Origin of the sequence: Lacticaseibacillus thailandensis DSM 22698 = JCM 13996, assembly GCF_001436135.1 — a bacterium.
GTDB classification, from domain to species: Bacteria; Bacillota; Bacilli; order Lactobacillales; family Lactobacillaceae; genus Lacticaseibacillus; species Lacticaseibacillus thailandensis.
On the sequence record NZ_AYZK01000004.1, the window covers coordinates 1 to 23,614 of the forward strand.

25 protein-coding genes and 1 pseudogene are annotated in these 23,614 nt (G+C 52.5%); 23 read left to right on the top strand and 3 right to left on the bottom strand.

What is annotated here, in order from left to right:
• Positions 1-214: 214 nt before the first annotated feature.
• The 4 genes from FD19_RS06570 (at position 215) to rpoC (ending at position 10,715) form a co-directional block, all read left to right on the top strand.
• Positions 215-682, top strand: a complete 468-nt coding sequence (locus FD19_RS06570) for a CtsR family transcriptional regulator (protein ID WP_056969434.1) — start codon at positions 215-217, stop codon at positions 680-682.
• Between the two features lie 21 nt (positions 683-703).
• A complete protein-coding gene (locus FD19_RS06575; protein WP_056969437.1) occupies positions 704-3,199 on the top strand; it encodes an ATP-dependent Clp protease ATP-binding subunit in 2,496 nt (831 codons plus the stop codon).
• A gap of 242 nt (positions 3,200-3,441) precedes the next feature.
• Complete coding sequence (gene rpoB / locus FD19_RS06580; protein ID WP_305068999.1) at positions 3,442-7,044, top strand: DNA-directed RNA polymerase subunit beta; 3,603 nt, start codon at positions 3,442-3,444, stop codon at positions 7,042-7,044.
• Positions 7,045-7,055: 11 nt separating this feature from the next.
• Entirely contained in the window at positions 7,056-10,715 is a 3,660-nt protein-coding gene (gene rpoC, locus FD19_RS06585; RefSeq protein ID WP_056969438.1) for a DNA-directed RNA polymerase subunit beta', read from the top strand.
• A gap of 114 nt (positions 10,716-10,829) precedes the next feature.
• Here rpoC and FD19_RS06590 read toward each other — a convergent pair whose 3' ends face one another.
• A complete protein-coding gene (locus FD19_RS06590) occupies positions 10,830-11,264 on the bottom strand; it encodes an ACT domain-containing protein (RefSeq protein WP_054750911.1) in 435 nt (144 codons plus the stop codon).
• A 119-nt stretch (positions 11,265-11,383) separates the two neighbouring features.
• Positions 11,384-11,803: a prepilin peptidase gene (locus tag FD19_RS06595; RefSeq protein ID WP_056969440.1), complete on the bottom strand. Its 420-nt coding sequence runs from the start codon at positions 11,801-11,803 to the stop codon at positions 11,384-11,386.
• A 598-nt stretch (positions 11,804-12,401) separates the two neighbouring features.
• Between FD19_RS06595 and rpsL the strand changes: the two genes are divergently transcribed.
• From rpsL to fusA, 3 genes are all read left to right on the top strand, one after another.
• On the top strand, positions 12,402-12,818 hold the full coding sequence (rpsL, locus tag FD19_RS06600; RefSeq protein WP_056969442.1) for a 30S ribosomal protein S12: 417 nt from the start codon (positions 12,402-12,404) through the stop codon (positions 12,816-12,818).
• A gap of 53 nt (positions 12,819-12,871) precedes the next feature.
• Positions 12,872-13,342, top strand: a complete 471-nt coding sequence (gene rpsG, locus FD19_RS06605; RefSeq protein WP_054750914.1) for a 30S ribosomal protein S7 — start codon at positions 12,872-12,874, stop codon at positions 13,340-13,342.
• Between the two features lie 123 nt (positions 13,343-13,465).
• Positions 13,466-15,553 carry an elongation factor G gene (gene fusA, locus FD19_RS06610; RefSeq protein ID WP_056969444.1) on the top strand — a complete coding sequence of 696 codons (2,088 nt, stop codon included), beginning with the start codon at positions 13,466-13,468 and terminating at the stop codon, positions 15,551-15,553.
• A gap of 106 nt (positions 15,554-15,659) precedes the next feature.
• Here fusA and FD19_RS06615 read toward each other — a convergent pair.
• A pseudogene (locus tag FD19_RS06615) lies at positions 15,660-16,214 on the bottom strand (cysteine hydrolase family protein).
• A 432-nt stretch (positions 16,215-16,646) separates the two neighbouring features.
• Here FD19_RS06615 and rpsJ point away from each other — a divergent pair.
• The 16 genes from rpsJ to rpsH are packed head-to-tail and all read left to right on the top strand — an operon-like array spanning position 16,647 to position 23,604.
• Positions 16,647-16,955 (top strand): 30S ribosomal protein S10, encoded by a 309-nt coding sequence (rpsJ, locus tag FD19_RS06620; protein WP_054649271.1) that lies wholly within the window; start codon positions 16,647-16,649, stop codon positions 16,953-16,955.
• A gap of 26 nt (positions 16,956-16,981) precedes the next feature.
• Positions 16,982-17,617: a 50S ribosomal protein L3 gene (gene rplC / locus FD19_RS06625; protein ID WP_082383919.1), complete on the top strand. Its 636-nt coding sequence runs from the start codon at positions 16,982-16,984 to the stop codon at positions 17,615-17,617.
• A gap of 24 nt (positions 17,618-17,641) precedes the next feature.
• Entirely contained in the window at positions 17,642-18,265 is a 624-nt protein-coding gene (gene rplD, locus FD19_RS06630; RefSeq protein ID WP_054750915.1) for a 50S ribosomal protein L4, read from the top strand.
• A complete protein-coding gene (gene rplW, locus FD19_RS06635) occupies positions 18,265-18,549 on the top strand; it encodes a 50S ribosomal protein L23 (RefSeq protein WP_054750916.1) in 285 nt (94 codons plus the stop codon). The genes rplD and rplW overlap by 1 nt, the downstream gene beginning before the upstream one ends.
• A gap of 31 nt (positions 18,550-18,580) precedes the next feature.
• Positions 18,581-19,414, top strand: a complete 834-nt coding sequence (rplB, locus tag FD19_RS06640; RefSeq protein WP_054750917.1) for a 50S ribosomal protein L2 — start codon at positions 18,581-18,583, stop codon at positions 19,412-19,414.
• A gap of 33 nt (positions 19,415-19,447) precedes the next feature.
• On the top strand, positions 19,448-19,729 hold the full coding sequence (gene rpsS / locus FD19_RS06645; RefSeq protein ID WP_056969446.1) for a 30S ribosomal protein S19: 282 nt from the start codon (positions 19,448-19,450) through the stop codon (positions 19,727-19,729).
• A gap of 17 nt (positions 19,730-19,746) precedes the next feature.
• Complete coding sequence (gene rplV / locus FD19_RS06650) at positions 19,747-20,100, top strand: 50S ribosomal protein L22 (protein WP_054750918.1); 354 nt, start codon at positions 19,747-19,749, stop codon at positions 20,098-20,100.
• Between the two features lie 13 nt (positions 20,101-20,113).
• The gene (rpsC, locus tag FD19_RS06655) at positions 20,114-20,773 is read left to right on the top strand and encodes a 30S ribosomal protein S3 (RefSeq protein ID WP_054750919.1); all 660 of its coding nucleotides are present in this window, start codon (positions 20,114-20,116) and stop codon (positions 20,771-20,773) included.
• Between the two features lie 3 nt (positions 20,774-20,776).
• Entirely contained in the window at positions 20,777-21,208 is a 432-nt protein-coding gene (gene rplP, locus FD19_RS06660; protein ID WP_054750920.1) for a 50S ribosomal protein L16, read from the top strand.
• Complete coding sequence (gene rpmC, locus FD19_RS06665) at positions 21,198-21,392, top strand: 50S ribosomal protein L29 (RefSeq protein WP_054649285.1); 195 nt, start codon at positions 21,198-21,200, stop codon at positions 21,390-21,392. Before rplP ends, rpmC begins: the two co-directional genes overlap by 11 nt.
• Before the next feature lie 20 nt (positions 21,393-21,412).
• A complete protein-coding gene (gene rpsQ / locus FD19_RS06670; protein WP_054750921.1) occupies positions 21,413-21,676 on the top strand; it encodes a 30S ribosomal protein S17 in 264 nt (87 codons plus the stop codon).
• Positions 21,677-21,706: 30 nt separating this feature from the next.
• Positions 21,707-22,075, top strand: a complete 369-nt coding sequence (rplN, locus tag FD19_RS06675; protein ID WP_054649289.1) for a 50S ribosomal protein L14 — start codon at positions 21,707-21,709, stop codon at positions 22,073-22,075.
• 22 nt (positions 22,076-22,097) lie between these two features.
• On the top strand, positions 22,098-22,409 hold the full coding sequence (gene rplX, locus FD19_RS06680; RefSeq protein WP_054750923.1) for a 50S ribosomal protein L24: 312 nt from the start codon (positions 22,098-22,100) through the stop codon (positions 22,407-22,409).
• A gap of 22 nt (positions 22,410-22,431) precedes the next feature.
• Positions 22,432-22,974, top strand: coding sequence for a 50S ribosomal protein L5 (gene rplE, locus FD19_RS06685; protein ID WP_054750924.1), 543 nt, complete (start codon positions 22,432-22,434; stop codon positions 22,972-22,974).
• Between the two features lie 13 nt (positions 22,975-22,987).
• Positions 22,988-23,173 carry a type Z 30S ribosomal protein S14 gene (locus FD19_RS06690; protein WP_054750925.1) on the top strand — a complete coding sequence of 62 codons (186 nt, stop codon included), beginning with the start codon at positions 22,988-22,990 and terminating at the stop codon, positions 23,171-23,173.
• Between the two features lie 32 nt (positions 23,174-23,205).
• Positions 23,206-23,604, top strand: a complete 399-nt coding sequence (gene rpsH, locus FD19_RS06695; RefSeq protein WP_054750926.1) for a 30S ribosomal protein S8 — start codon at positions 23,206-23,208, stop codon at positions 23,602-23,604.
• The last annotated feature ends 10 nt before the right edge of the window (positions 23,605-23,614 follow it).

A 23,614-nucleotide genomic window follows, 5' to 3' on the forward strand; every position in this document is an offset into this window, starting at 1 on the left:
AGGTTCGAATCCTGTTTTCCCGACTCATTTGACGATTTAGCCGTCACGGTTAGACCGTTTTTTTGTGCTTTCATTGACAAGTACTCCACAAACTGGTAACTTAAAGCACCAAACCACCGTGTTATAGGCTGACAAATCGTGTTTGGCAAACTTCATTAAAATAAGTATAATGGATGAAAGTCAAGATTAGTCAAATACAAGGGGTGGTGATCGCGTGCAAGCGCAAAGCATGTCGGATATTATTGAGGCGTACTTGAACGCAATACTGGCGGAGCAGCGACAAGTGGAGATTCGCCGGTCGGAAATTGCTGAACGGTTCAACTGTGTACCTTCGCAGATCAATTACGTGCTAAAGACCCGCTTTACCCCGCAGCGTGGCTATGCGGTGGAGAGTAAGCGCGGCGGTGGCGGGTATATTCGCATCGTGAAGGCGCAGTTGCGCGATGAACAGGAACCATTGACCCTGATGCGGGCCCACGTTCCCGACCACTTACGTGAAAGTGACGCTCGCGTAATGACGCAGCAATTGTTCGATGCACACGTCATTGCACGTGAGACTGGTAACGCGATGTTGGCGGCGATGAGTCACCATACGTTAGCCATTGCCGATAGTGAGTCAGAACAGGTTATCCGGGCACGGTTGATGCGTGCGTTTCTGGATAGTCTGCGGTATGAACGTTAACCACGTTCCAGGAGGTATAGTATGGATAATTTATTTACGATCAGTGCCAAGAATGTGCTGTTAATCGCACAGGAACAGGCCAAGTCCTTCCACCACCATGCAGTGGGCTCTGAACACATCCTCCTGGCTTTGGTTGTTGAACAAGAGGGCGTTGCCGGCAAAACTTTGCGGCAACTGGGCGTCAATGAGGACGAGGTCCACGACGACATTGAAGCCTTCACCGGTTACGGAACTGTGCCCGACAGCGCGTTGGGTCCGGACAGCTTTTTGCCCTACTCACCCAAAGGCAAAGCCATTTTGGCCGCCGCTGGTGATGAGGCTAAGCAGATCGGCGCGGTCAAAATCGGTACGGAGCACATCCTGTTGGGATTACTGCGTGATGACGATACCATCGCCGCCAAGATCATTCAGAATTCCGATTTGTCCCTCACTAAATTACGGCAACTGGTATTGAAGAAAATGGGCGTGACCGAGCGGCAGCAGGCCAAGCGTCCCCGTGCGCGTCAGCGCCAAACGGTGGAGACCCCAACGCTTGACGGGTTGGCCCGCGACTTAACCCAAACCGCCCGTGAAAACAAACTGGACCCCGTGGTGGGTCGGAACCAAGAAATTCACCGCCTGATTCAAGTCCTGGCGCGGCGGACCAAGAACAACCCGGTGCTTGTTGGCGAACCTGGTGTCGGTAAAACGGCGGTGGTCGAAGGCTTTGCTCAGCGTATCGTCGCCGGTGACGTGCCGGTGGAAATGCGCCAGAAGCGGCTGATGATGCTCGACATGGGCTCATTAGTTGCCGGTACTAAGTATCGTGGTGAGTTTGAGGACCGCTTGAAGAAGGTCATCGAGGAGGTAGCCGCCAACGGGCAAGTTATCCTGTTTATTGACGAGCTGCACACCTTGATTGGGGCCGGTGGTGCTGAAGGCGCCATCGATGCTTCCAACATTCTGAAGCCAGCGTTGGCCCGGGGTGAGCTGCAACTCATCGGTGCTACCACCCTGGATGAATACCAAAAGTACATTGAAAAGGACGCGGCCCTAGAGCGGCGGTTTGCTACCATTCAGGTCAACGAACCAAGCACCGACGATGCGTTCAAGATTTTGCAGGGCTTACGCCCACGCTATGAACAGCACCACGGTATTACCATTAGTGATGCTGCACTCTCCGCGGCTGTCCGCTTGTCTAACCGGTACATCTCGTCACGGTTCTTGCCGGACAAGGCTATTGACCTGGTTGATGAAGCTGCGGCCATGGTACGTCTGGATGCGGATGAGCAGCCGACTGCGGCCGATAAGGACGCGCAGAAACTCGCTAAATTGGTTGCTGACAAAGAAGAGGCCATCAGTGAACAGGACTTCGAAGCTGCTGCTAAGATTCGTGCGCGCGAGATGAAGTTGCGCGACAAAATTGCGAACAACGCCGCGGTCGCCGATAGCGATGACGGTGAGCCACACGTACGGACCGATGTTGTGGTTGGCGAGGAAGATATTGCCAAAGTTGTAGCTCAATGGACGGGGGTTCCGGTTACCCAGCTCACGAGTAAGGACAGCGAGCGGTTGATCAAGCTTGAACGCGTCCTGCACCATCGGGTCATTGGTCAGGATGAGGCCGTGAGTGCGGTTGCCCGGGCCATTCGGCGGGCACGTAGCGGTATCAAGGACCCTAACCGGCCAATTGGGAGCTTTATGTTCCTCGGCCCAACTGGGGTTGGTAAGACGGAATTGGCCAAGGCTTTGGCTGAAGCCATGTTCGGGAGTGAAGATGCCCTCATCCGTGTCGACATGTCCGAGTACATGGAAAAGTACAGTACTAGCCGCCTCATTGGGGCAGCACCGGGTTACGTCGGCTACGAAGAGGGTGGCCAGCTCACGGAAAAGGTTCGTAACAAACCATATTCCGTTGTGCTGTTGGATGAAGTTGAAAAAGCTCACCCGGATGTCTTCAACCTGTTGCTGCAGGTGCTTGATGATGGTTACCTGCGTGACGCCAAGGGGCGGATGGTCGACTTCCGGAACACCATCCTGATTATGACCTCGAACTTAGGGGCAACCGCGCTACGTGACGAAAAGAGCGTCGGTTTTGGTGCCGAAAACCATGGTCATGATTATGAGGCCACCAAGGCTCGGGTACTGGAGGAACAGAAGAAGTACTTCCGTCCTGAATTCATCAACCGGATTGACGAAACGATCGTCTTCCACAGTCTGGGCAAAAAGGAGTTGCACGCCATCGTGAAGTTGATGGCCAAGACGCTGATCAACCGGGTCACGGCGATGGGCATCGGCGTCCGGATCACGCCCGCCGCGGTGGACGCGATTGCCAAAGCCGGCTTTGATCCTGAATACGGCGCCCGGCCGTTACGGCGGGCCCTCCAGAGCAAGGTTGAAGACCGGATGAGTGAAATTTTGCTGGCGGGTGATGCCGTTGCTGGTGACACCATCGTTATTGGTGCCCGTAAAGGTAACATCACCTTCGACGTTAAGAAGCAGGAGCACCCCGCGGACGACGCCGTGACCATCCAGTAATTTCATTGACATGCAACCAGAAGACTGATAATATTATCACCAGTTGCATTTCGGTTACGAAGCAGAAGGTTAAGCGCGATCTATTGTCCGCGTGGCGCCGCAGAAAAAGTCAAAAGCAGTGGCGTGAATTTACTGCTTTTGGTTTTTTTTTGCCTGTAAGGTCGTAACCGTAGCAGTTGTAATCTGAACTTAACAAAATTTACGTTCTCTTTACAATGGATTGCCGCCAATATTTTAGAGGGGTGAACAACTTGGCAGAGCAGCACTTAGGACACAATGTGAACTACGGTAAGCACCGTACGCGCCGGTCATACTCCCGGATCAAGGAAGTTTTGGACCTGCCCAACCTGATTGAAATTCAAACGAATTCCTACCAGTGGTTCCTCGACGAAGGCCTGAAGGAAATGTTCGACGATATCATGCCGATTTCCGATTTCCAGGGTAACTTGAGTCTGGAATACGTTGATTACCAGTTGCTAGAACCAAAGTACACGGTGGAGGAAGCTCGTCAGCACGACGCCAACTACTCCGCACCGTTGCACGTGACGCTACGTTTGACGAACCACGAAACTGGTGAGATCAAGTCGCAAGACGTCTTCTTTGGTGACTTCCCGCTGATGACTGAACAAGGTACCTTCATCATTAACGGGGCCGAACGGGTAATCGTTTCGCAGTTGGTACGTTCCCCTGGGGTGTACTTCAACAGCGAAATCGATAAGAACAGCCGCACGACTTGGGGGACGACCGTTATCCCTAACCGTGGTGCATGGCTGGAATACGAAACCGACGCTAAGGACATTGCTTACGTCCGTATCGACCGGACGCGGAAGATTCCGTTGACCGAACTGGTACGGGCGCTGGGCTTTGGCTCGGATCAAGACATCATCGACATGTTCGGTGACAGCGATTCGTTGATGCTGACGTTGGAAAAGGACGTCCACAAAGACACGAACGATTCCCGGACTGATGAGGCCCTGAAGGACATTTACGAACGGTTACGCCCAGGCGAACCAAAGACGGCTGACTCCAGTCGCTCCTTGCTGTACGCCCGGTTCTTTGACCCGAAGCGTTACGACATGGCTCGTGTTGGCCGTTACAAGGTCAACAAGAAGCTGTCCTTGAAGTCCCGCCTATTGGGTCAGACGCTGGCTGAGACGCTGGCTGACCCCGATACCGGTGAAGTGATCGCCAAAAAGGGTGACCGTGTGACCCACAAGATGATGGATACACTGGGCCAGTACCTGGACCGCGACGACTTTAAAACCGTCACCTACCAGCCGAACGAAGACGGTGTCCTCCAAGACCCCGTTACGTTGCAGGTAGTGAAGGTTTACTCCCAGGTAACACCGGACAAAGAAGTCAACATGATCGGTAATGGTCACATTGACGAATTGCTGAAGCACCTAACGCCAGCCGACATCTTGGCATCGATGAACTACTTCTTGCTGCTGCAAGAAGGCATCGGTTCGACCGATGACATCGACCATTTGGGTAACCGGCGGATCCGTTCCGTGGGTGAACTGCTACAGAACCAGTTCCGTATCGGTTTGTCCCGGATGGAACGGGTGGTCCGTGAGCGGATGTCCATTCAGGACACTTCCACCGTTACGCCACAGCAATTGATTAACATTCGGCCAGTGGTTGCATCCATTAAGGAATTCTTTGGTTCATCCCAGCTGTCACAGTTCATGGACCAGACCAACCCGTTGGGTGAATTGACGCATAAGCGGCGTCTGTCCGCCTTAGGACCTGGTGGTTTGACCCGTGATCGTGCCGGTTACGAAGTGCGTGACGTGCACTACACACATTATGGGCGGATGTGCCCAATCGAAACGCCTGAAGGGCCTAACATTGGGCTGATCAACAGCCTGGCTAGTTACGCCGTGGTTAACCGTTATGGCTTCATCGAAACGCCATACCGGCGTGTCGACTGGACGACCCACAAGGTTACCGACAAGATTGATTACCTGACGGCTGACGAAGAAGATAACTTCGTTGTTGCCCAAGCCAACTCCGTGTTAAACGAAGACGGTACGTTCCGTGACGCGACCGTTCTGGCCCGGCACAAGGATGACAACATTGAAGTTAGTCCTGAGAAGGTTGACTACATGGACGTTTCGCCAAAGCAAGTAGTTGCTGTGGCCACGGCCTGCATTCCGTTCTTGGAAAACGACGACTCCAACCGTGCCCTGATGGGTGCCAACATGCAGCGTCAGGCCGTACCTTTGGTTCGCCCCCACGCACCGTTGGTTGCCACGGGGATGGAGTACAAAGCTGCGCATGACTCTGGTACTGCGTTGCTTGCTAAGCACCCTGGTCGTGTGGAGTACGTTGACGCCAAGGTCATCAAGGTACGGCGTCAAGACGACACGCAGGATGTTTACCACCTGATGAAATTCCGGCGTAGTAACGCCAACAAGAACTACAACCAAACACCAATCGTACGTTTGGGTGACCAGGTTGACGCCGGCGAGATTATCGCCGACGGGCCAGCCATGGACCAGGGCGAATTAGCCTTGGGCCAGAACCCAATTATCGCCTTCATGACGTGGAACATGTACAACTACGAAGATGCCATCGTTATGTCCGAGCGTCTGGTGAAGGAAGATATTTACACCTCGATTCATATTGAGGAGTACGAGTCCGAATCACGTGACACCAAGCTGGGACCTGAAGAGGTCACCCGCGAAATTCCTAACGTTGGTGACGACGCCTTGAAGGACCTGGATGAGGACGGGATCGTCCGCATTGGGGCCGAAGTTAAGGACGGCGACATCCTGGTTGGTAAGGTTACGCCCAAGGGTGTGACGGAACTGTCCGCTGAAGAGCGGCTGTTGCACGCCATCTTTGGTGAAAAGGCTCGTGAAGTCCGTGATACTTCCCTCCGTGTTCCGCATGGTGGTGGTGGTATCGTGCAGGACGTCAAGATCTTCACGCGTGAAGATGGTGACGAACTGTCTCCAGGTGTCAACATGATGGTCCGGGTTTACATCACCCAGAAGCGTAAGATTCAGGTTGGTGACAAGATGGCCGGTCGTCATGGTAACAAGGGTACTGTTTCCATCGTGGTTCCTGAAGAGGATATGCCATACTTACCAGACGGTACGCCAGTTGACATTTGTCTGTCACCAATGGGTGTGCCATCCCGTATGAATATTGGGCAGGTACTTGAACTGCACTTGGGGATGGCCGCACGTAAGTTAGGCATCCACGTCGCTACACCAGTCTTTGATGGTGCGACTGAAGATGACATGTGGGCCACCGTTAAGGAAGCCGGTATGGCTAGCGATGGTAAGAGTGTGCTGTATGATGGCCGCACTGGTGAACCGTTCGAAACGCGGGTTGCCGTCGGGGTTATGTACTACATGAAACTCTCCCACATGGTTGATGACAAGATCCATGCTCGTTCCATTGGACCTTACTCCTTGGTTACGCAGCAGCCGCTGGGTGGTAAAGCTCAGTTTGGTGGCCAGCGTTTCGGGGAAATGGAAGTTTGGGCCCTTGAAGCCTATGGTGCTGCTTACACCCTGCAAGAAATTCTGACGTACAAGTCCGATGATGTTGTGGGTCGTGTGAAAACGTACGAGGCGATCGTTAAGGGCGAACCAATTCCGCACCCAGGTGTCCCAGAAAGTTTCCGGGTTCTGGTGAAGGAATTGCAGTCTTTGGGCTTGGACATGAAGGTGCTTGACACCCAGAAGAACGAAATTGAACTGCGTGACCTGGACGACGATGATGACGAAGGCGGTTCCGCCGACGCATTAGCGAAATTTGCGGCTCAGCAGGAAGAAAAGAAGGCAGCTGAAGCGGAAGCTAAGGCTGCACAGCAAAAAGATAACGAATAGGAGGGTACCCTGTGATTGACGTCAACAAGTTTGACAGTATGCAAATCAACCTGGCATCGCCAGACAAGATTCGCAGCTGGTCGTATGGGGAAGTTAAAAAACCCGAAACCATCAACTACCGTACGTTGAAGCCAGAACGCGACGGTCTGTTCGACGAGCGCATCTTTGGCCCGACCAAGGACTGGACCTGTGCTTGTGGTAAGTACAAAGGCATTCGGTACAAGGGCATTGTTTGTGACCGTTGTGGTGTTGAAGTTACCCGTGCTAACGTTCGCCGTGAGCGGATGGGCCACATTGAGTTGGCTGCACCGGTTTCCCACATCTGGTACTTCAAGGGTATCCCTAGCCGGATGGGCCTGGTACTGGACATGTCGCCACGCTCCCTCGAAGAAGTAATCTACTTTGCTTCCTACGTTGTGATTGACCCAATGGACACACCATTGGTCAAGAAGCAACTCCTGACCGAAAATGAATACCGTGAAAAGTACGAAGAGTACAACGGTAAGTTTGTGGCCAAGATGGGTGCTGAAGGGGTCAAGGAACTGCTGGAGCAGGTTGACCTGGAGAAGGAAGTTGCTGACCTCAAGGAACAGCTGAAGAAGGCAACCGGTCAGAAGCGGACCCGTGCCATTCGTCGGTTGGACATCTTGGATGCCTTCCTCGAATCTGGCAACAAGCCGGAGTGGATGGTTATGGACACGATTCCGGTTATCCCACCGGACTTGCGGCCCATGGTGCAACTTGAAGGTGGTCGGTTTGCCACTTCCGACCTGAACGACTTGTACCGGCGGGTTATCAACCGTAACAACCGGTTGAAGCGCCTGCTGGACCTCAAGGCACCAAACATCATTGTCCAGAACGAAAAGCGGATGTTGCAGGAAGCCGTCGACGCCCTGATCGACAACGGTCGTCGTGGCCGTCCCGTTACGGGTCCTGGTAACCGTCCGTTGAAGAGTTTGTCACACCTGCTCAAAGGTAAGCAGGGCCGGTTCCGTCAAAACCTGCTCGGCAAGCGTGTTGACTACTCTGGCCGTTCGGTTATCGACGTTGGCCCTACGCTGAAGTTTTACCAGTGTGGGTTGCCCCGTGAAATGGCTTTGGAACTGTTCAAGCCATTCGTGATGCGCGAATTGGTTAAGCGTGACCTGGCCAGCAACATTAAGAACGCCCGGCGGAAGATCGACCGTCAGGATGATGACATTTGGGATGTTTTGGCCGATGTCATCAAGGAACGGCCAGTACTCCTGAACCGTGCGCCTACGCTGCACCGTTTGGGGATTCAAGCCTTTGAACCCGTTCTGGTTGATGGTAAGGCGATGCGTTTGCACCCAATCGTGTGTGAAGCCTACAACGCCGACTTTGATGGTGACCAAATGGCTATCCATGTGCCACTGTCTGATGAAGCTCAGGCTGAAGCGCGCATGCTGATGCTGGCGGCACACCACATCCTGGCACCTAAGGATGGTAAGCCAATCGTTACGCCTTCTCAAGATATCGTTTTGGGGAACTACTTCTTGACGATTGAGGAACCAGGCAAAGTTGGCGAAGGCATGATCTTCAAGGATCCTGCCGAAGTCATCATGGCGCATGAGGATGGCGACGTCACGTTGCATACTCGCATTGGCCTGTCTACGGAAGGTCTGCCCAACAAGCCGTTCGGTGATGATCAGCGTGGTAAAATCATGGTCACCAGCGTGGGTAAGGTCATCTTTAACGAAATCATGCCCGAAGGTTTGCCGTTCCTGAACGAACCGACGCGTGACAACATCGTTAATGGTGTACCGGACAAGTACTTCTTGGCAGAAGGTCAGGATATTAACGATTACTTGGCCAACGCGGAACCAATCAGTCCGTTCAAGAAGGGCTTCTTGTCCGACATCATTGCCGAGGTCTTCAAGACCTACAAGGTGCAGCGGACTAGTGACCTGTTGGATGACATGAAGACCCTGGGTTACACGCAGGCCACCAAGTCTGGCTTGACTGTTGGGGTTGCCGATGTGCCTCACTTGCCTGAAAAAGCGGACATCGTCGCTGAAGCCCACAAGCAGGTCGACATGGTTTCCAAGCAGTTCCGGCGTGGGTTGATCACTGATGACGAACGTCATGAGCGGGTCATTTCCATCTGGAACGACGCGAAGGACCAGGTTCAGCAGAAGCTGATCGAACACTTTGACCAGAAGAACCCTATCTCCATGATGAGTGATTCTGGTGCCCGTGGTAACATTTCTAACTTTACCCAGCTTGCCGGGATGCGTGGTCTGATGGCTGCGCCTAACGGTGGGATGATGGAAGTGCCCGTTATCTCGAACTTCCGTGAAGGCTTGTCCGTCATGGAAATGTTTATGAGTACTCATGGTGCACGTAAAGGGATGACCGATACCGCCTTGAAGACCGCCGATTCTGGTTATCTGACGCGGCGTCTGGTCGACGTTGCCCAGGATGTCATCGTCCGTGAAGAGGACTGTGGCACTGACCGTGGTTTGGTTGTTCGGGCCATCACTGAAGGTAACGAAATGATCGAACCGCTGTACGACCGTCTGGTTGGCCGTTACAACATGAAGACCATCCGTGATCCGAAGACGGGCGAAATTTTGGTACCACGCATGACGCTGATGGACGAAGATATCGCCCAGAAGGTTGTTGATGCTGGTGTCGAAGAAGTCACGATCCGTTCCGTCTTCTGCTGCAACACCCGTCATGGTGTTTGCCAGAAGTGCTACGGCCGTAACTTGGCTACTGGTGAAGAAGTTGAAGTTGGTGAAGCTGTTGGTACTGTTGCCGCTCAGTCGATCGGTGAACCAGGTACCCAGCTGACCATGCGTAACTTCCATACCGGTGGTGTTGCCGGTGGTGAAGATATTACCCAAGGGCTGCCTCGTGTTCAGGAAATCTTTGAAGCACGTAACCCTAAAGGGCTGGCTGTTATTACTGAAGTTACTGGTGAAATTACCGGGATCGATGAGAACCCGGCTGAACACACCCGTGAAATTACCGTTCAGGGTACGACTGACACGCGGACGTACAACGTACCGTACGCTTCCAGTGTGGCCGTTGCCGAAGGTGATCACGTTGAACGTGGTGACCGTCTGACTGGTGGTTCAATCGACCCGAAGGAACTGATTAAGGTCAGCGACGTGATGGTGACCGAAAACTACCTGCTCAGTGAAGTACAGAAGGTTTACCGTATGCAAGGGGTTGAAATCGGGGATAAGCACGTTGAGGTCATGGTGCGGCAGATGCTGCGCAAGATCCGTGTGCTCGACCCTGGTGATACCGACATCTTGCCTGGTACCCTGTTGGATATCGGTGACTTCAAGGACCAGAACCGCGACACCATCATTAGTGGTGGTATTCCGGCTACTGGCCGGGCCGTCCTACTCGGGATCACGAAGGCGTCCCTGGAGACGAACAGCTTCCTGTCCGCCGCTTCCTTCCAGGAAACGACCCGTGTCCTGACGGATGCCTCCATCCGCGGGAAGAACGACCCACTGGTTGGTTTGAAGGAAAATGTTATCATCGGGAAGATCATTCCTGCTGGTACTGGTATGGCTACTTACCGTCACGAGGAACCAAAGACGGTCGGTACTGTTTCTGACAATGTGTACTCTATTTCTGACATTGAACAGCAGATGAAGGAAACGGACACGCAGGGTGAGGATACAGACAAGTAGTTGGTTTTGCCCACTACTTGACGTCCTAGTTACACAAAAGGAGCTTGTCGCAATTCGTTGCGGCAAGCTCCTTTGCGTTACATATAGCAATGAGGTGTTGGTTGCAGGCGGGGATTATTCCACCGCGAGTAACCTTACGTCACTGACCCCGTTTAGAACCTTGAGGGCGGCGGTGAGGTCATCCAGCGTTCCGGTCAGGCTGGAGACGTCAAACGAGATGGTCACACTCGCCCATTCATGAATGGGGATGTTTTGGTTGATGGTCAAGATGTTGGCCGCTGCGTGTGACAGGGCCGCCAGCACCTCGGATAGGACACCCCGCGAGTGATGGAGCATCAGTGAGATTACGGCCTTCCGGGTCGCGGGCTGGGAGTCGGCGGCAAAGACCAGGTCCTTATACTTATAGTAGGTTCCGCGACTGATGCCAACCTGCTTGACGGCCTCACTGACCTGCTTCACGCTTCCGTTTTCGAGCAGGGTCCGGGCCGCAATCACTTTCTCAATGACTGCCGGTAGCATGGAGCTATCGACAATATAATATTTTTCCATAAGGGAACTTCCCTTCCGTGGTAGTATGTATTGGCTGCACGCCGGGTGGGTCATGGCGCGCAACTGATAGGTTCAATCTTAATATGTTTATCATAGTAAGACAAGTGTATATGCTCCTATCACAAGTAGCGGCGCAACGTGGCTACGGTGACAACGACAATACCAGCGAGGGTGAGTGCGGGGACAAAGGGGATGCGGCGTGTGTGGCGCCAGCAACTATGCGCCAACCCCAGCCCACACGCCAGCAGAATCGTCAGCAGGACGCTGGAAAGGCCGAGACAAGCACCAAGCGCACCCATCACCAGTACGTCGGCACTGCCCAATCCATGGGTGCTCCAAGCAAGTAACCCGACGACCGCCATGGTGCTGAGGGCTACGGCGAGCAGGCGCCAGTCCCGCATGGCCCCATACAGGCAGATGATGGTCGTCCACACTTCAAGCGGGTAGGCGGGGATGCTCATGGTGTGGAGGTCACAGTAAGCAAAGTAGGTCAGGGGGCCAAAGCAGAGTACGAGTTGGACGGGTTGAAGCCAGAACATGGGCATACCTCCGGGTGAGATGTTTTCATAGGGAGATTTCGCCATTTTGGGTCGGCGAGTCGGTGGTTAAGGCCAAAATTATCAGTTTGTCGGTTTTCGCGTTACAATCGGGGCAGAGCGGGGGATCACTTCGTTGGTGGCTGCTGTGGGAGATTGAAACGCGCTGCATCCCGCAGAAACTTGCACGTAAAGCGTTTCAGCAGTGAAACCAAGCACGGGCTTCACCGCTAAAGCGCGTTACGTTCTAGTTTCTGAACGTGGGGTTCCGCTCCCTGATTGAAACGAGCTGCGCCCCCCAGAAAACTACCGCGTAGCAGACTATAGCCAAAAGGCTAAGTGCGAGCCTTCCGGCTATTGTCCACTACACGCTCGTTTTCTGCACAGCCGGCTTCGTTCGCTTAAATAAACAGTTGACTTTCCCCGTGAAAACTTTGTATACTATCAAAGGTGCTTTTTTCAGTTTATGCGGTTCACCCGACGGCTGACTGGCACCGCGCCAAACTGCCGCCGAAGTGGCCATTTTTTACAATCAAAAATGAACCGCCCGGATGTGTGGACTTAAATAAGTAGTACCGAAATCGAAAGGAGGAACCTAGATATGCCAACAATTAACCAACTGGTACGTCAAGGTCGTAAGTCTCATGGCAAGAAGAGTAATGCTCCTGCCCTGAACTTTAGCTACAACAGTAAGACAAAGTCTTTGGGTGACAACCCTGCACCTCAGAAGCGTGGTGTTGCTACCCGTGTTGGTACGATGACACCAAAGAAGCCAAACTCCGCCCTGCGGAAGTACGCTCGTGTACGTCTCTCCAACCTGATTGAAGTTACGGCTTACATCCCTGGTGAAGGCCACAACCTGCAGGAACACTCGGTCGTTTTGATCCGTGGTGGTCGTGTCAAGGACTTGCCTGGGGTTCGTTACCACATCGTTCGTGGTGCCTTGGATACTGCCGGTGTTGACGGCCGTATGCAGAGCCGTTCCAAGTACGGTGCAAAGCGCCCTAAGAAGAAGTAATTCGTAATGGAAACGCCCGTTAACGGGTAATAAACAATTAGGAGGGTTTTAGGATGCCACGTAAAGGCTACGTTAAAAACCGAGATGTCCTGCCTGACCCAGTTTACAACTCAAAGCTGGTTACCCGCTTGATCAACCACATGATGGTTGATGGCAAGCGTGGTAAGGCGCAGAAGATTCTCTACGATGCATTTGACATTATTAAGGAACAAACTGGTAACGACCCAGTCGAAGTTTTCGAAGAGGCAATGAAGAACGTTATGCCTGTTCTGGAAGTTAAGGCTCGTCGTATCGGTGGTTCTAACTACCAGGTGCCAATCGAAGTTCGACCAGAACGTCGGACCACTTTGGGCCTGCGCTGGATCGTACAGTACGCGCGTTCTCGTGGTGAACACACCATGGACGAGCGGCTGGCCCGCGAACTGATGGATGCCGCCAACAACACTGGTGCAGCCGTTAAGAAGCGTGAAGATACCCACCGTATGGCAGACGCCAACCGGGCATTTGCACACTATCGTTGGTAATATGAAGGGCTATTATATGCGGTTGCTACGCCATATAGTAGCCCTTTCTTTGAACCAACTTCATTTGAACAGCACAATGGGTGCTGTCACTCTGTATTAACTTGAGAGGAGTAAATCTTTCACATGGCTAACAAGCGTGAATTCCCACTTGAAAAGACCCGTAACATTGGGATCATGGCCCACATCGATGCTGGTAAAACTACTACCACTGAACGTATCCTGTACTACACAGGTAAAATTCACAAAATCGGTGAAACTCATGACGGTGCTTCCCAGATGGACTGGATGGCTCAGGAACAAGAGCGTGGTATCACGATCACTTCCGCCGCTACTACCGCCCACTGGAAGGGTAACCGTATCAACATCATCGATACCCCAGGACATGTTGACTTCACTATCGAAGTTGAACGTTCCCTGCGTGTTTTGGATGGTGCCATCACCGTGCTAGATGCTCAGGCTGGGGTTGAACCTCAGACCGAAAACGTTTGGCGTCAGGCTACCACATACAGTGTTCCGCGGATCGTGTTCGTCAACAAGATGGACAAGGTCGGCGCCGACTTCCAGTACTCCGTGGGTACTATCCGCGACCGTCTGGGTGCCAACGCCCACGCTATCCAGTTGCCGATCGGTGCTGAAGACAAGTTTGAAGGGGTTATCGACCTCCTTGAAATGAAGGCCGACCTGTACGACGAAGACGAATTGGGGACGGAATGGGATACTGTTGAGATCCCTGACGAATATAAGGAACAGGCAGAGAAAGCTCGCCAGGACCTTGTTGAAGCCGTTGCCGATGTTGACGATGACATTATGGAAAAGTACCTGAATGGTGACGACATTAGTGTGCCGGAACTGAAGGCTGCTATCCGTAAGGCGACCATCAACCTGGAATTCTTCCCTGTTCTGGCTGGCTCTGCCTTCAAGAACAAGGGTGTCCAGATGCTGCTCGACGCCACGGTCGACTACCTGCCTAGCCCACTGGACGTTAAGCCATATAACGCCAAGGACCCAGAAACTGGTGAAGAAGTTGAATTGATGGCCGGTGACGACAAGCCGTTCGCTGCGTTGGCCTTCAAGATTGCCACCGACCCATTCGTTGGTCGTCTGACTTTCATCCGTGTTTACACTGGTAGTTTGGAATCCGGTTCCTACGTTGAGAACACGACGAAGGGCAAGCGTGAACGTGTTGGTCGTCTGTTGCAAATGCACAGTAACCACCGTCAGGAAATCCCTGAAGTCTTCTCTGGTGATATTGCGGCCGTTATCGGTTTGAAGAACACCACTACTGGTGATTCCCTGACCGACCAGGACCACCCACTGGTATTGGAATCCCTTGAAATTCCTGACCCAGTTATCCAGGTTTCCGTTGAACCTAAGTCCAAGGAAGACCGCGACAAGCTTGATGTTGCCATCCAGAAGCTGGCCGAAGAAGACCCAACGTTCCAGGCGGAAACTAACCCTGAAACTGGTGAAACTTTGATCGCCGGCATGGGTGAACTGCACTTGGACATCATGGTTGACCGTATGCGGCGTGAATTCAATGTTGACGCCCAGATTGGTGAACCACAAGTTGCCTACCGTGAAACCTTCACCAAGCAAGCTAGCGCCCAAGGTAAGTTTGTGCGTCAGTCTGGTGGTAAAGGTCAGTATGGTGATGTTTGGATCGAGTTCACTCCTAACGAAGAGGGCAAAGGCTTCGAATTCGAAGACGCCATCGTCGGTGGTGTGGTTCCGCGTGAATACATTCCATCCGTTGAGCAGGGTCTGAAGGAAGCTATGGCTAACGGTGTGTTGGCCGGCTACCCATTGATTGACGTTAAGGCCAAGCTTTACGATGGTTCTTACCACGAAGTCGATTCTTCCGAAGCTGCGTTCAAGGTTGCCGCATCCATGGCTTTGAAGGCTGCTGCGCCTAAGGCCGGTGCCGTCATCCTGGAACCAATCATGAAGGTTGAAATCGTGGCTCCAGAAGACAACTTTGGTGACGTTATGGGCCAGGTTACTGCCCGTCGTGGCCGTGTTGAAGGTATGGAAGCCCGCGGTAACGCCCAGGTCGTTAACGCCATGGTACCGTTGGCCGAAATGTTCGGTTACGCGACGACCCTGCGTTCTGCTACCCAGGGTCGTGGGACCTTCACGATGACCTTTGACCACTACGAAGCAACGCCAAAGTCCATCCAAGAAGAGATCATCAAGAAAAACGGTGGCCAGTAATTAAACTGGTTGCTTAAACGAAACGCCCGCTGCGGGTTTAGCCGTAGCGGGCGTTTTTTGCATACGCGTGCGCAGGCTGGCACGCAAGTTACTATGGTAAGGGCCGTTAAATGACCTCGGCGCCCAACGCGGAACGGAAGTGGTTCAGTGCCCAGTCCTGGCCACCCGGTGTGAACGTCGCGGTCGCGTTGGTCGGGATGGTCAACGCGTAACCCAAGTTGTACGCGTCCACGGCGGTGTGCAGGACGCAGATGTCGGTGCAGACACCGACAAGGGTGATAGTACGAATCGACCGTTAACGTAGCCAGAGGTCAAGCGGCGTGCCAGCAAAGCTGGAGTAGCGGGTCTTGGCAAAGGCGTGCACCTGCGCGTCAGCGTGGTGCGCGGCATACCATTCCCCGGTGTGGCCATAAAATGCGCGCCCCCAAGTGTCACGTTCGTTGTGGGGTGGGAAGAGCTTGGTCTCAGGATGGTACTGGTCGCCGGCAACATGCAGGTCAGTCGGTAGGTACACCCAGCCACCGTCAGCCAGAGTTTGGTCGGCTGCAGCCACGATGGCGTCGTCAATAGCCTGAGCGGGGGCGCCGGCCGTGAGGGCACCATTGGGCGCAACAAAGTCGTTAGTGTAATCGATAATCAGTAGGGCGTGAGTCATGAGCATATCCTCCAGTTTGTGTTCACTAAGCATCGGTGTTAATGTATATGCACGGTGCGTGCGTTGGTGTCTTGACACCTGATTTTACACCAGAAAATGCGGGATGAAAATGGGTGTATGGGGTTGCGCTCCCCAGAATAGCTGTTTGTCCCTGAACGCGAACGTGTACGGGCAAATTACGGGGTCGGCACGCGCAAACGCGAACGTTGCAAATTACGCGAGAAAGCTGTATAAAGGCCTTGAACTCGGCGTTAATATCATGTATACTAACAAAGTTGCAGGTTAATTCGGGGCGCAGTGTGCGCTCCGCGGCGGTTTGCACAAGCATAGCGTGGATGTGAGAGGTTGCGACACGCCCGGCCGCTTTGCCACGGAGAGCGCGACGGAAATTTTCACGGAGCTAGTCTACTAAAGATAATAGACGAAGGAGGACACACAATGGCAAAACAGAAGATTCGGATCCGGCTTAAGGCTTACGAGCACCGGATTATCGATCAGTCCGCAGAAAAGATTGTCGAGACCGCAAAGCGCACAGGTGCTACGATCTCTGGCCCAATCCCACTGCCAACGGAACGCACACTTTACACGGTGCTACGTTCACCGCATAAGCACAAGGATTCACGGGAACAGTTCGAAATGCGCACGCACAAGCGTCTGATCGACATTGTTAACCCAACGCCAAAGACAGTTGATGCTTTAATGAAGCTCGACCTGCCAAGCGGTGTTGATATCGAGATTAAACTTTAATCTGTAAGAAACTGGAGGTGTACCCATTGTCTCGAAAAGGAATCTTAGGTAAAAAGGTCGGCATGACCCAGGTCTTCACTGAAAACGGCGAGTTGGTTCCAGTAACTGTCATTGACGTTACTGGCAACAAGGTGTTGCAGGTTAAGACTAACGAAACTGATGGCTATGAAGCCGTTCAGCTCGGGTTTGACGACAAGCGTGAAGTTCTGTCCAACAAGCCAGAAGCTGGCCACGCAAAGAAGGCAGACACCACCCCTAAGCGCTTCATTAAGGAGATCCGCGATGTAGCGCTTGATGATTATGAGGTCGGTGCCGAAGTAAAGGCTGACACCTTTGCAGCAGGCGACATCGTGGATGTCACCGGGATTACAAAGGGTCACGGATACCAAGGTAACATCAAGAAAGACGGTCAGCGTCGCGGTCCTATGGCCCACGGTTCTCGTTACCACCGTCGTCCTGGTTCACTTGGTGCCATCATTAACCGTGTGTTCCCTGGTAAGAAGTTGCCAGGCCGCATGGGTAACAAGAAGGTTACCATGCAGAACCTCGAAGTTGTGGCCGTAGATACGGATCACAACGTATTGCTCATCAAGGGTAACGTCCCTGGGGCAAACAAGTCCTTTGTTACCGTTCGCACGGCTGTTAAGTCGGTCGCAAAATAAATCACGAAGGGAGGACATTAACAGATGGCTAACGTTACTTTGTACAAGCAAGATGGCTCTGAGAACGGCTCCGTTGAATTAAACGATGCTATTTTCGCCATTGAACCAAACCAGAACGTGGTGTTTGATGCAATCATCATGCAGCGTGCTTCTCTTCGTCAGGGCACCCACGCGGTTAAGAACCGTTCCGCCGTTTCTGGCGGTGGCCGCAAGCCATGGCGCCAGAAGGGTACCGGTCGTGCCCGTCAGGGTTCCATCCGTTCACCACAGTGGCGTGGCGGTGGGATCGTCTTCGGACCAACCCCACGGAGCTACAGCTACAAGCTGCCTAAGAAGGTTCGTCGCCTGGCACTGAAGTCGGTCTTATCCGAAAAGGTTGCTGACAAGAACCTGGTAGTCGTTGACGCTTTGAGCTTCGACGCACCAAAGACGAAGGCATTCGCACAGGCATTGACTGCACTGAACGCCAACGAAAAGACTCTGGTTGTTCTCGAAGCCGGCAACGACAACGCTGCTCTGGCTGCACGGAACCTGCCAAACGTCAAGGTTGTAGTTGCTGATGGTATCAACGTTTTGGATATCGTGAACAACAACAAGCTGGTTGTCACACAAGCAGCTCTCCAGAAGATTGAGGAGGTATTCGCATAATGGATGCACGCGATATTATTCTTCGCCCAATCATTACCGAACAGTCTACCGCCGAGATGGACAACCGCAAGTACACGTTTGAAGTTAACCTGAACGCCGACAAGACCCAGGTTAAGCGCGCTGTCGAAGAAATCTTCGGCGCAAGCGTTAAGAACGTCAACATTGCCAATGTTCGCGGCAAGAAGAAGCGTCAGGGTCGTTACGAAGGTATGACCCGTCGTCGTCGTAAGGCGATCGTTACCCTGAATGCTGATTCTAAAGACATCAAGATTTTCGAAGATTAATTCGAAAAATTTTTAAAAGGAGGTTAATAAAGTGGCGATTATTAAGTACAAACCAACCACCAACGGTCGTCGTAACATGTCTGGTTCCGACTTTGCCGACATCACCAAGAAGCGTCCAGAACGCTCCCTGTTGGAAAGCCAAAACCACACCGCCGGCCGTAACGCGCATGGACACATCACTGTCCGTCACCGTGGCGGTGGTAACAAGCAGTTCTACCGTGTGATCGACTTCAAGCGGCAGAAGGATAACGTTACTGCTAAGGTAACGGCTATCGAATACGATCCAAACCGTACGGCAAACATTGCTTTGCTGACATATGAAGATGGGGTTAAGTCCTACATCCTGGCACCTAAGGGTCTCAAGGTTGGTGACAAGGTTGTTTCTGGCCCTGACGCCGACATTAAGGCTGGTAACGCACTGCCACTGAGCAACATTCCTGATGGGACTTTGATTCACAACGTTGAATTGAAGCCTGGTAAGGGTGGTCAGTTGGCCCGTTCCGCTGGTGCCTCCGCACAGTTGCTGGGTCACGATGGCAAGTACGTCACCGTTCGCCTATCTTCCGGTGAAGTCCGGATGGTCCTGGCAGTTAACCGTGCAACGGTTGGTGAAGTTGGTAACGCTGAACACTCACTGATTAGCATTGGTAAGGCCGGTCGCAAGCGTTGGCTCGGTTTCCGTCCAACGGTTCGTGGTTCGGTTATGAACCCTAACGATCACCCACATGGTGGTGGTGAAGGTAAAGCACCTATCGGTCGTCCATCGCCATTATCCCCATGGGGTAAGAAGACGTTGGGTAAGAAGACGCGTGATCACAAGGCTAAGTCCGAGAAGTTCATCGTCCGTCACCGTAAGCACAAGTAAACCACTACAAGTAGTAGTTAAGGAGGTCACAAAATGGGTCGCAGTCTTAAAAAAGGACCTTTTGCCGATGCCAGCCTTCTGAAGAAGGTTGAGGCACAGGCAGGTAACGACAAGAAGACCGTCATCAAGACGTGGTCGCGTCGTTCAACTATTTTCCCAAGTTTCATCGGCTACACCTTCGCAGTGTACGATGGCCGGAAGCACGTTCCAGTTTACGTGTCTGAAGACATGGTTGGTCACAAGCTCGGTGAGTTTGTACCTACCCGGACCTTCCATGGTCACGCTGTCGATGACAAGAAAACCGCAGCACGCTAGAAAGGAGCAATTCAGACATGGCTGAAACAATTACGTCTGCAACCGCAACGGCGAAGACAGTACGAATTGCTGCTCGCAAAGCGCGGTTGGTAATCGACTTGATTCGCGGCCGGAGCGCAGCAGAAGCTCTGGCAATCCTTGAATTCACGCCCCGCGCGGGTTCACCGATTATTGCTAAGGTATTGAAGAGTGCGATTGCTAATGCAGAACACAACTTCGACCTGGATGCACAAAACCTCTACGTCAAGGACGCTTTCGTTAACGAGGGTCCAACCTTGAAGCGGTTCCGTCCACGGGCCAAAGGTTCTGCATCACCAATCAACAAGCGTACGAGTCACATCACCGTGACCGTTGCTGAGAAAGAAGCATAAGGAGGGATAACGCGTGGGTCAAAAAGTAAATCCAAATGGGTTCCGTGTCGGTGTCATCCGTGACTGGGAAGCTAAGTGGTATGCCGAGAAGGACTATGCCACATTCCTGCACGAAGACCTGCACATCCGGGACTTCATTAACAAGAAGCTCGCCGATGCGTCTGTCTCGACCATCGAAATCGAGCGTGCCGCTAACAAGGTCAACATTTCTATCCACACCGCTAAGCCAGGGATGGTTATCGGTAAGGGTGGTGCTCAGGTCGAAGCCCTGCGTAAGGACATCGTCGCATTGACCGGTCGTAACGTGCACATCAACATTGTTGAAATCAAGAAACCTGACCTGGACGCCAAGTTGGTCGCCGAGAACATCGCCGATCAGTTGGAACAGCGTATTGCATTCCGTCGCGCAATGAAGCAGACGATGCAGCGCACGATGCGGGCAGGTGCTAAGGGTATCAAGGTCCAGACATCCGGCCGTTTGAACGGTGCGGACATGTCTCGCCGCGAGCACTATTCCGAAGGAACGGTGCCTCTGCACACTCTGCGTGCAGATATTGATTACTCTTGGCAGGAAGCAAAAACCACTTACGGTCAGCTAGGCGTGAAGGTCTGGATCTACCGTGGTGAAATCTTGCCAGAAAAGGCAAATAAACCTGCGAAGGGAGCGAAGTAACCAATGCTAGTACCTAAGCGTGTTAAGCACCGCCGTGAATTCCGTGGCAAGATGCGTGGCGCCGCCAAGGGCGGTACCAAAGTTGACTTTGGCGATTATGGTCTGCAGGCCTTGGAATCCCACTGGATCTCCAACCGTCAGATTGAAGCCGCTCGTGTTGCCATGACTCGTTACATGAAGCGTGGCGGTAAAGTTTGGATCCGGATCTTCCCGCACAAGTCCTACACCAGCAAAGGTGTTGGGGTACGTATGGGTAATGGTAAGGGTGCACCAGAAGGCTGGGTAGCCGTTGTTAAGCGCCAGAAGGTGATGTTTGAAGTTGGTGGCGTTTCTGAAGAAGTCGCTAACGAAGCATTGCGTTTGGCTTCCAACAAACTCCCAATCCGTACCAAGGTGATCAAGCGCCAGGAAGCAGGTGAGCAGAATGAAGGCTAAGGAAATTACCGCATTGAGCACTGCTGAGATGTTGGACAAGGAAAAGCAATACAAAGACGAATTGTTCAACCTCCGTTTCCAGCAGGCGACCGGTCAGCTGGAAAACACTGCTCGTTTGAAGCAGGTTAAGAAGAACATTGCCCGGATTAAGACGGTTCTGCGTCAGCAGCAACTGAACAAATAATCGGAAAGGAGCCCAGTACTTTGGAAGAACGTAATAGTCGTAAAGTTTATCAGGGCCGCGTTGTCTCTGACAAGATGGACAAGACCATTACCGTCGAGGTCAACACTACCAAGACCCACCCGGTATATGGCAAACGTGTAAAGTACTCCAAGAAGTACTACGCCCAGGATGAGAACAACGAAGCCCACGTTGGTGACACCGTTCGCATCATGGAAACCCGTCCTCTGTCAAAGACCAAGCGTTTCCGGTTGCTCGACATTGTCGAGAAGGCCGTTATTATCTAGAGCATTTCGTGACGAAAGGAGGACATAACAGTGATTCAACAAGAAAGTCGCCTCAAAGTGGCAGACAACTCCGGTGCGCGCGAAATCCTCGTGATTAAGGTTCTTGGTGGTTCTTACCGCAAGACCGGGAACATCGGTGACGTCGTAGTCGCAACTGTAAAACAGGCAACACCAGGTGGCGTTGTCAAAAAGGCAGATGTCGTTAAGGCTGTAATCGTACGGACTAAGTCAGGTGCACACCGGACTGATGGTTCATACATCAAGTTTGACGAAAATGCCGCTGTCATCATCAACGATGACAAAACGCCAAAGGGTACCCGTATCTTTGGCCCCGTGGCTCGTGAGTTGCGTGACAACGACTTTATGAAGATCGTTTCACTAGCACCCGAAGTTCTGTAATTTCCATAGGAGGAGGTGCAACATGTTATTCAAAACAGGTGATAAGGTGCGCGTCATGCGTGGTAAAGACGCTGGCAAAGAAGGCACCATCAAGCAGGTCCTGAAGAACAAGGACCGCGTCATCGTTGAGGGCATCAACATGGTTAAGAAGCACGTGAAGCCGTCGAATACTAACCCTAACGGTGGTATCGTCGATGCTGAAGCAGCAATTCACGTTTCTAACGTCATGTTGCTCGACCCGAAGGACAACAAGCCATCCCGTGTCGGTGTTACCGAACAGGATGGTAAGCGTGTGCGCGTAGCCAAGAAGTCTGGCACCGCTCTCGACAAGTAATAGAAAGGAGGACCTATTTTTCATGGCAAACCGTTTACAAGAACGTTATAAGCAGGAAATTGCACCGGCGCTGAACAAGCAGTTCAGTTACAAGAGCACGATGCAGACGCCGAAGATTGACAAAATCGTCTTGAACATGGGTGTTGGTGATGCTACACAGAACGCCAAGAACCTGGACGAAGCCGTTAACGAATTGGCACTGATCTCTGGTCAGCACCCCATGACGACTAAGGCTAAGAAGTCGATTGCCAACTTCCGTCTGCGTGAAGGCATGCCGATTGGTGCGAAGGTCACCCTTCGTGGCGAGCGGATGTACGACTTCCTGGACAAGTTGATCAATGTTTCCCTACCACGTGTGCGGGACTTCCGCGGTATTTCACCAAAGAGTTTTGACGGTCGTGGTAACTACACCCTGGGTGTTCGTGAACAGTTGATCTTCCCAGAAATTGACTACGATCAGGTTAACCACGTTCGTGGTCTGGACGTTGTAATCGTTACTACTGCACAAACTGATGAAGAAGGTCTCGCGCTGCTCAAGCAGTTCGGGATGCCATTCGCTAAGTAAGGAGGTCAACCACTTGGCTAAGAAGTCTTTAATTGTAAAGAACCACCGGCCTGCAAAGTTCGCTGTTCAAGAATACACGCGCTGCGAGCGCTGTGGTCGGCCACACTCCGTTTACCGGAAGTTTAAGCTTTGCCGGATTTGCCTTCGTGAGTTAGCACACGCCGGTCAGATTCCTGGTTTGAAGAAGGCCAGCTGGTAATTCAATTCACTTAGACAAAGGAGGTTAAATCAATGGCTCTGACAGATCCTATTGCAGACTACTTGACTCGCATTCGTAACGCCAACATGGTACGTCACGAAAGCCTGGAAGTACCTGCTTCCAAGATGAAGAAATCCATTTCCGAAATCTTGAAGAACGAAGGGTTCATCCGTGACTATGAAGTTATCGATGACGACAAGCAAGGCATGATCCGCATCTTCCTGAAGTACGGGAAGGACAACGAAAAGGTCATCTCTGGTTTGAAGCGTATCAGCAAGCCCGGCCTACGTACTTACGTAAAGGCGGACGCTGTCCCTAAGGTTCTCAATGGTCTCGGGATTGCAATCATTTCCACTTCCAACGGTGTTATCACCGACAAGGAAGCCCGTGCCAAGAACGTCGGTGGCGAAGTACTCGCCTACGTTTGGTAATACAAAAATT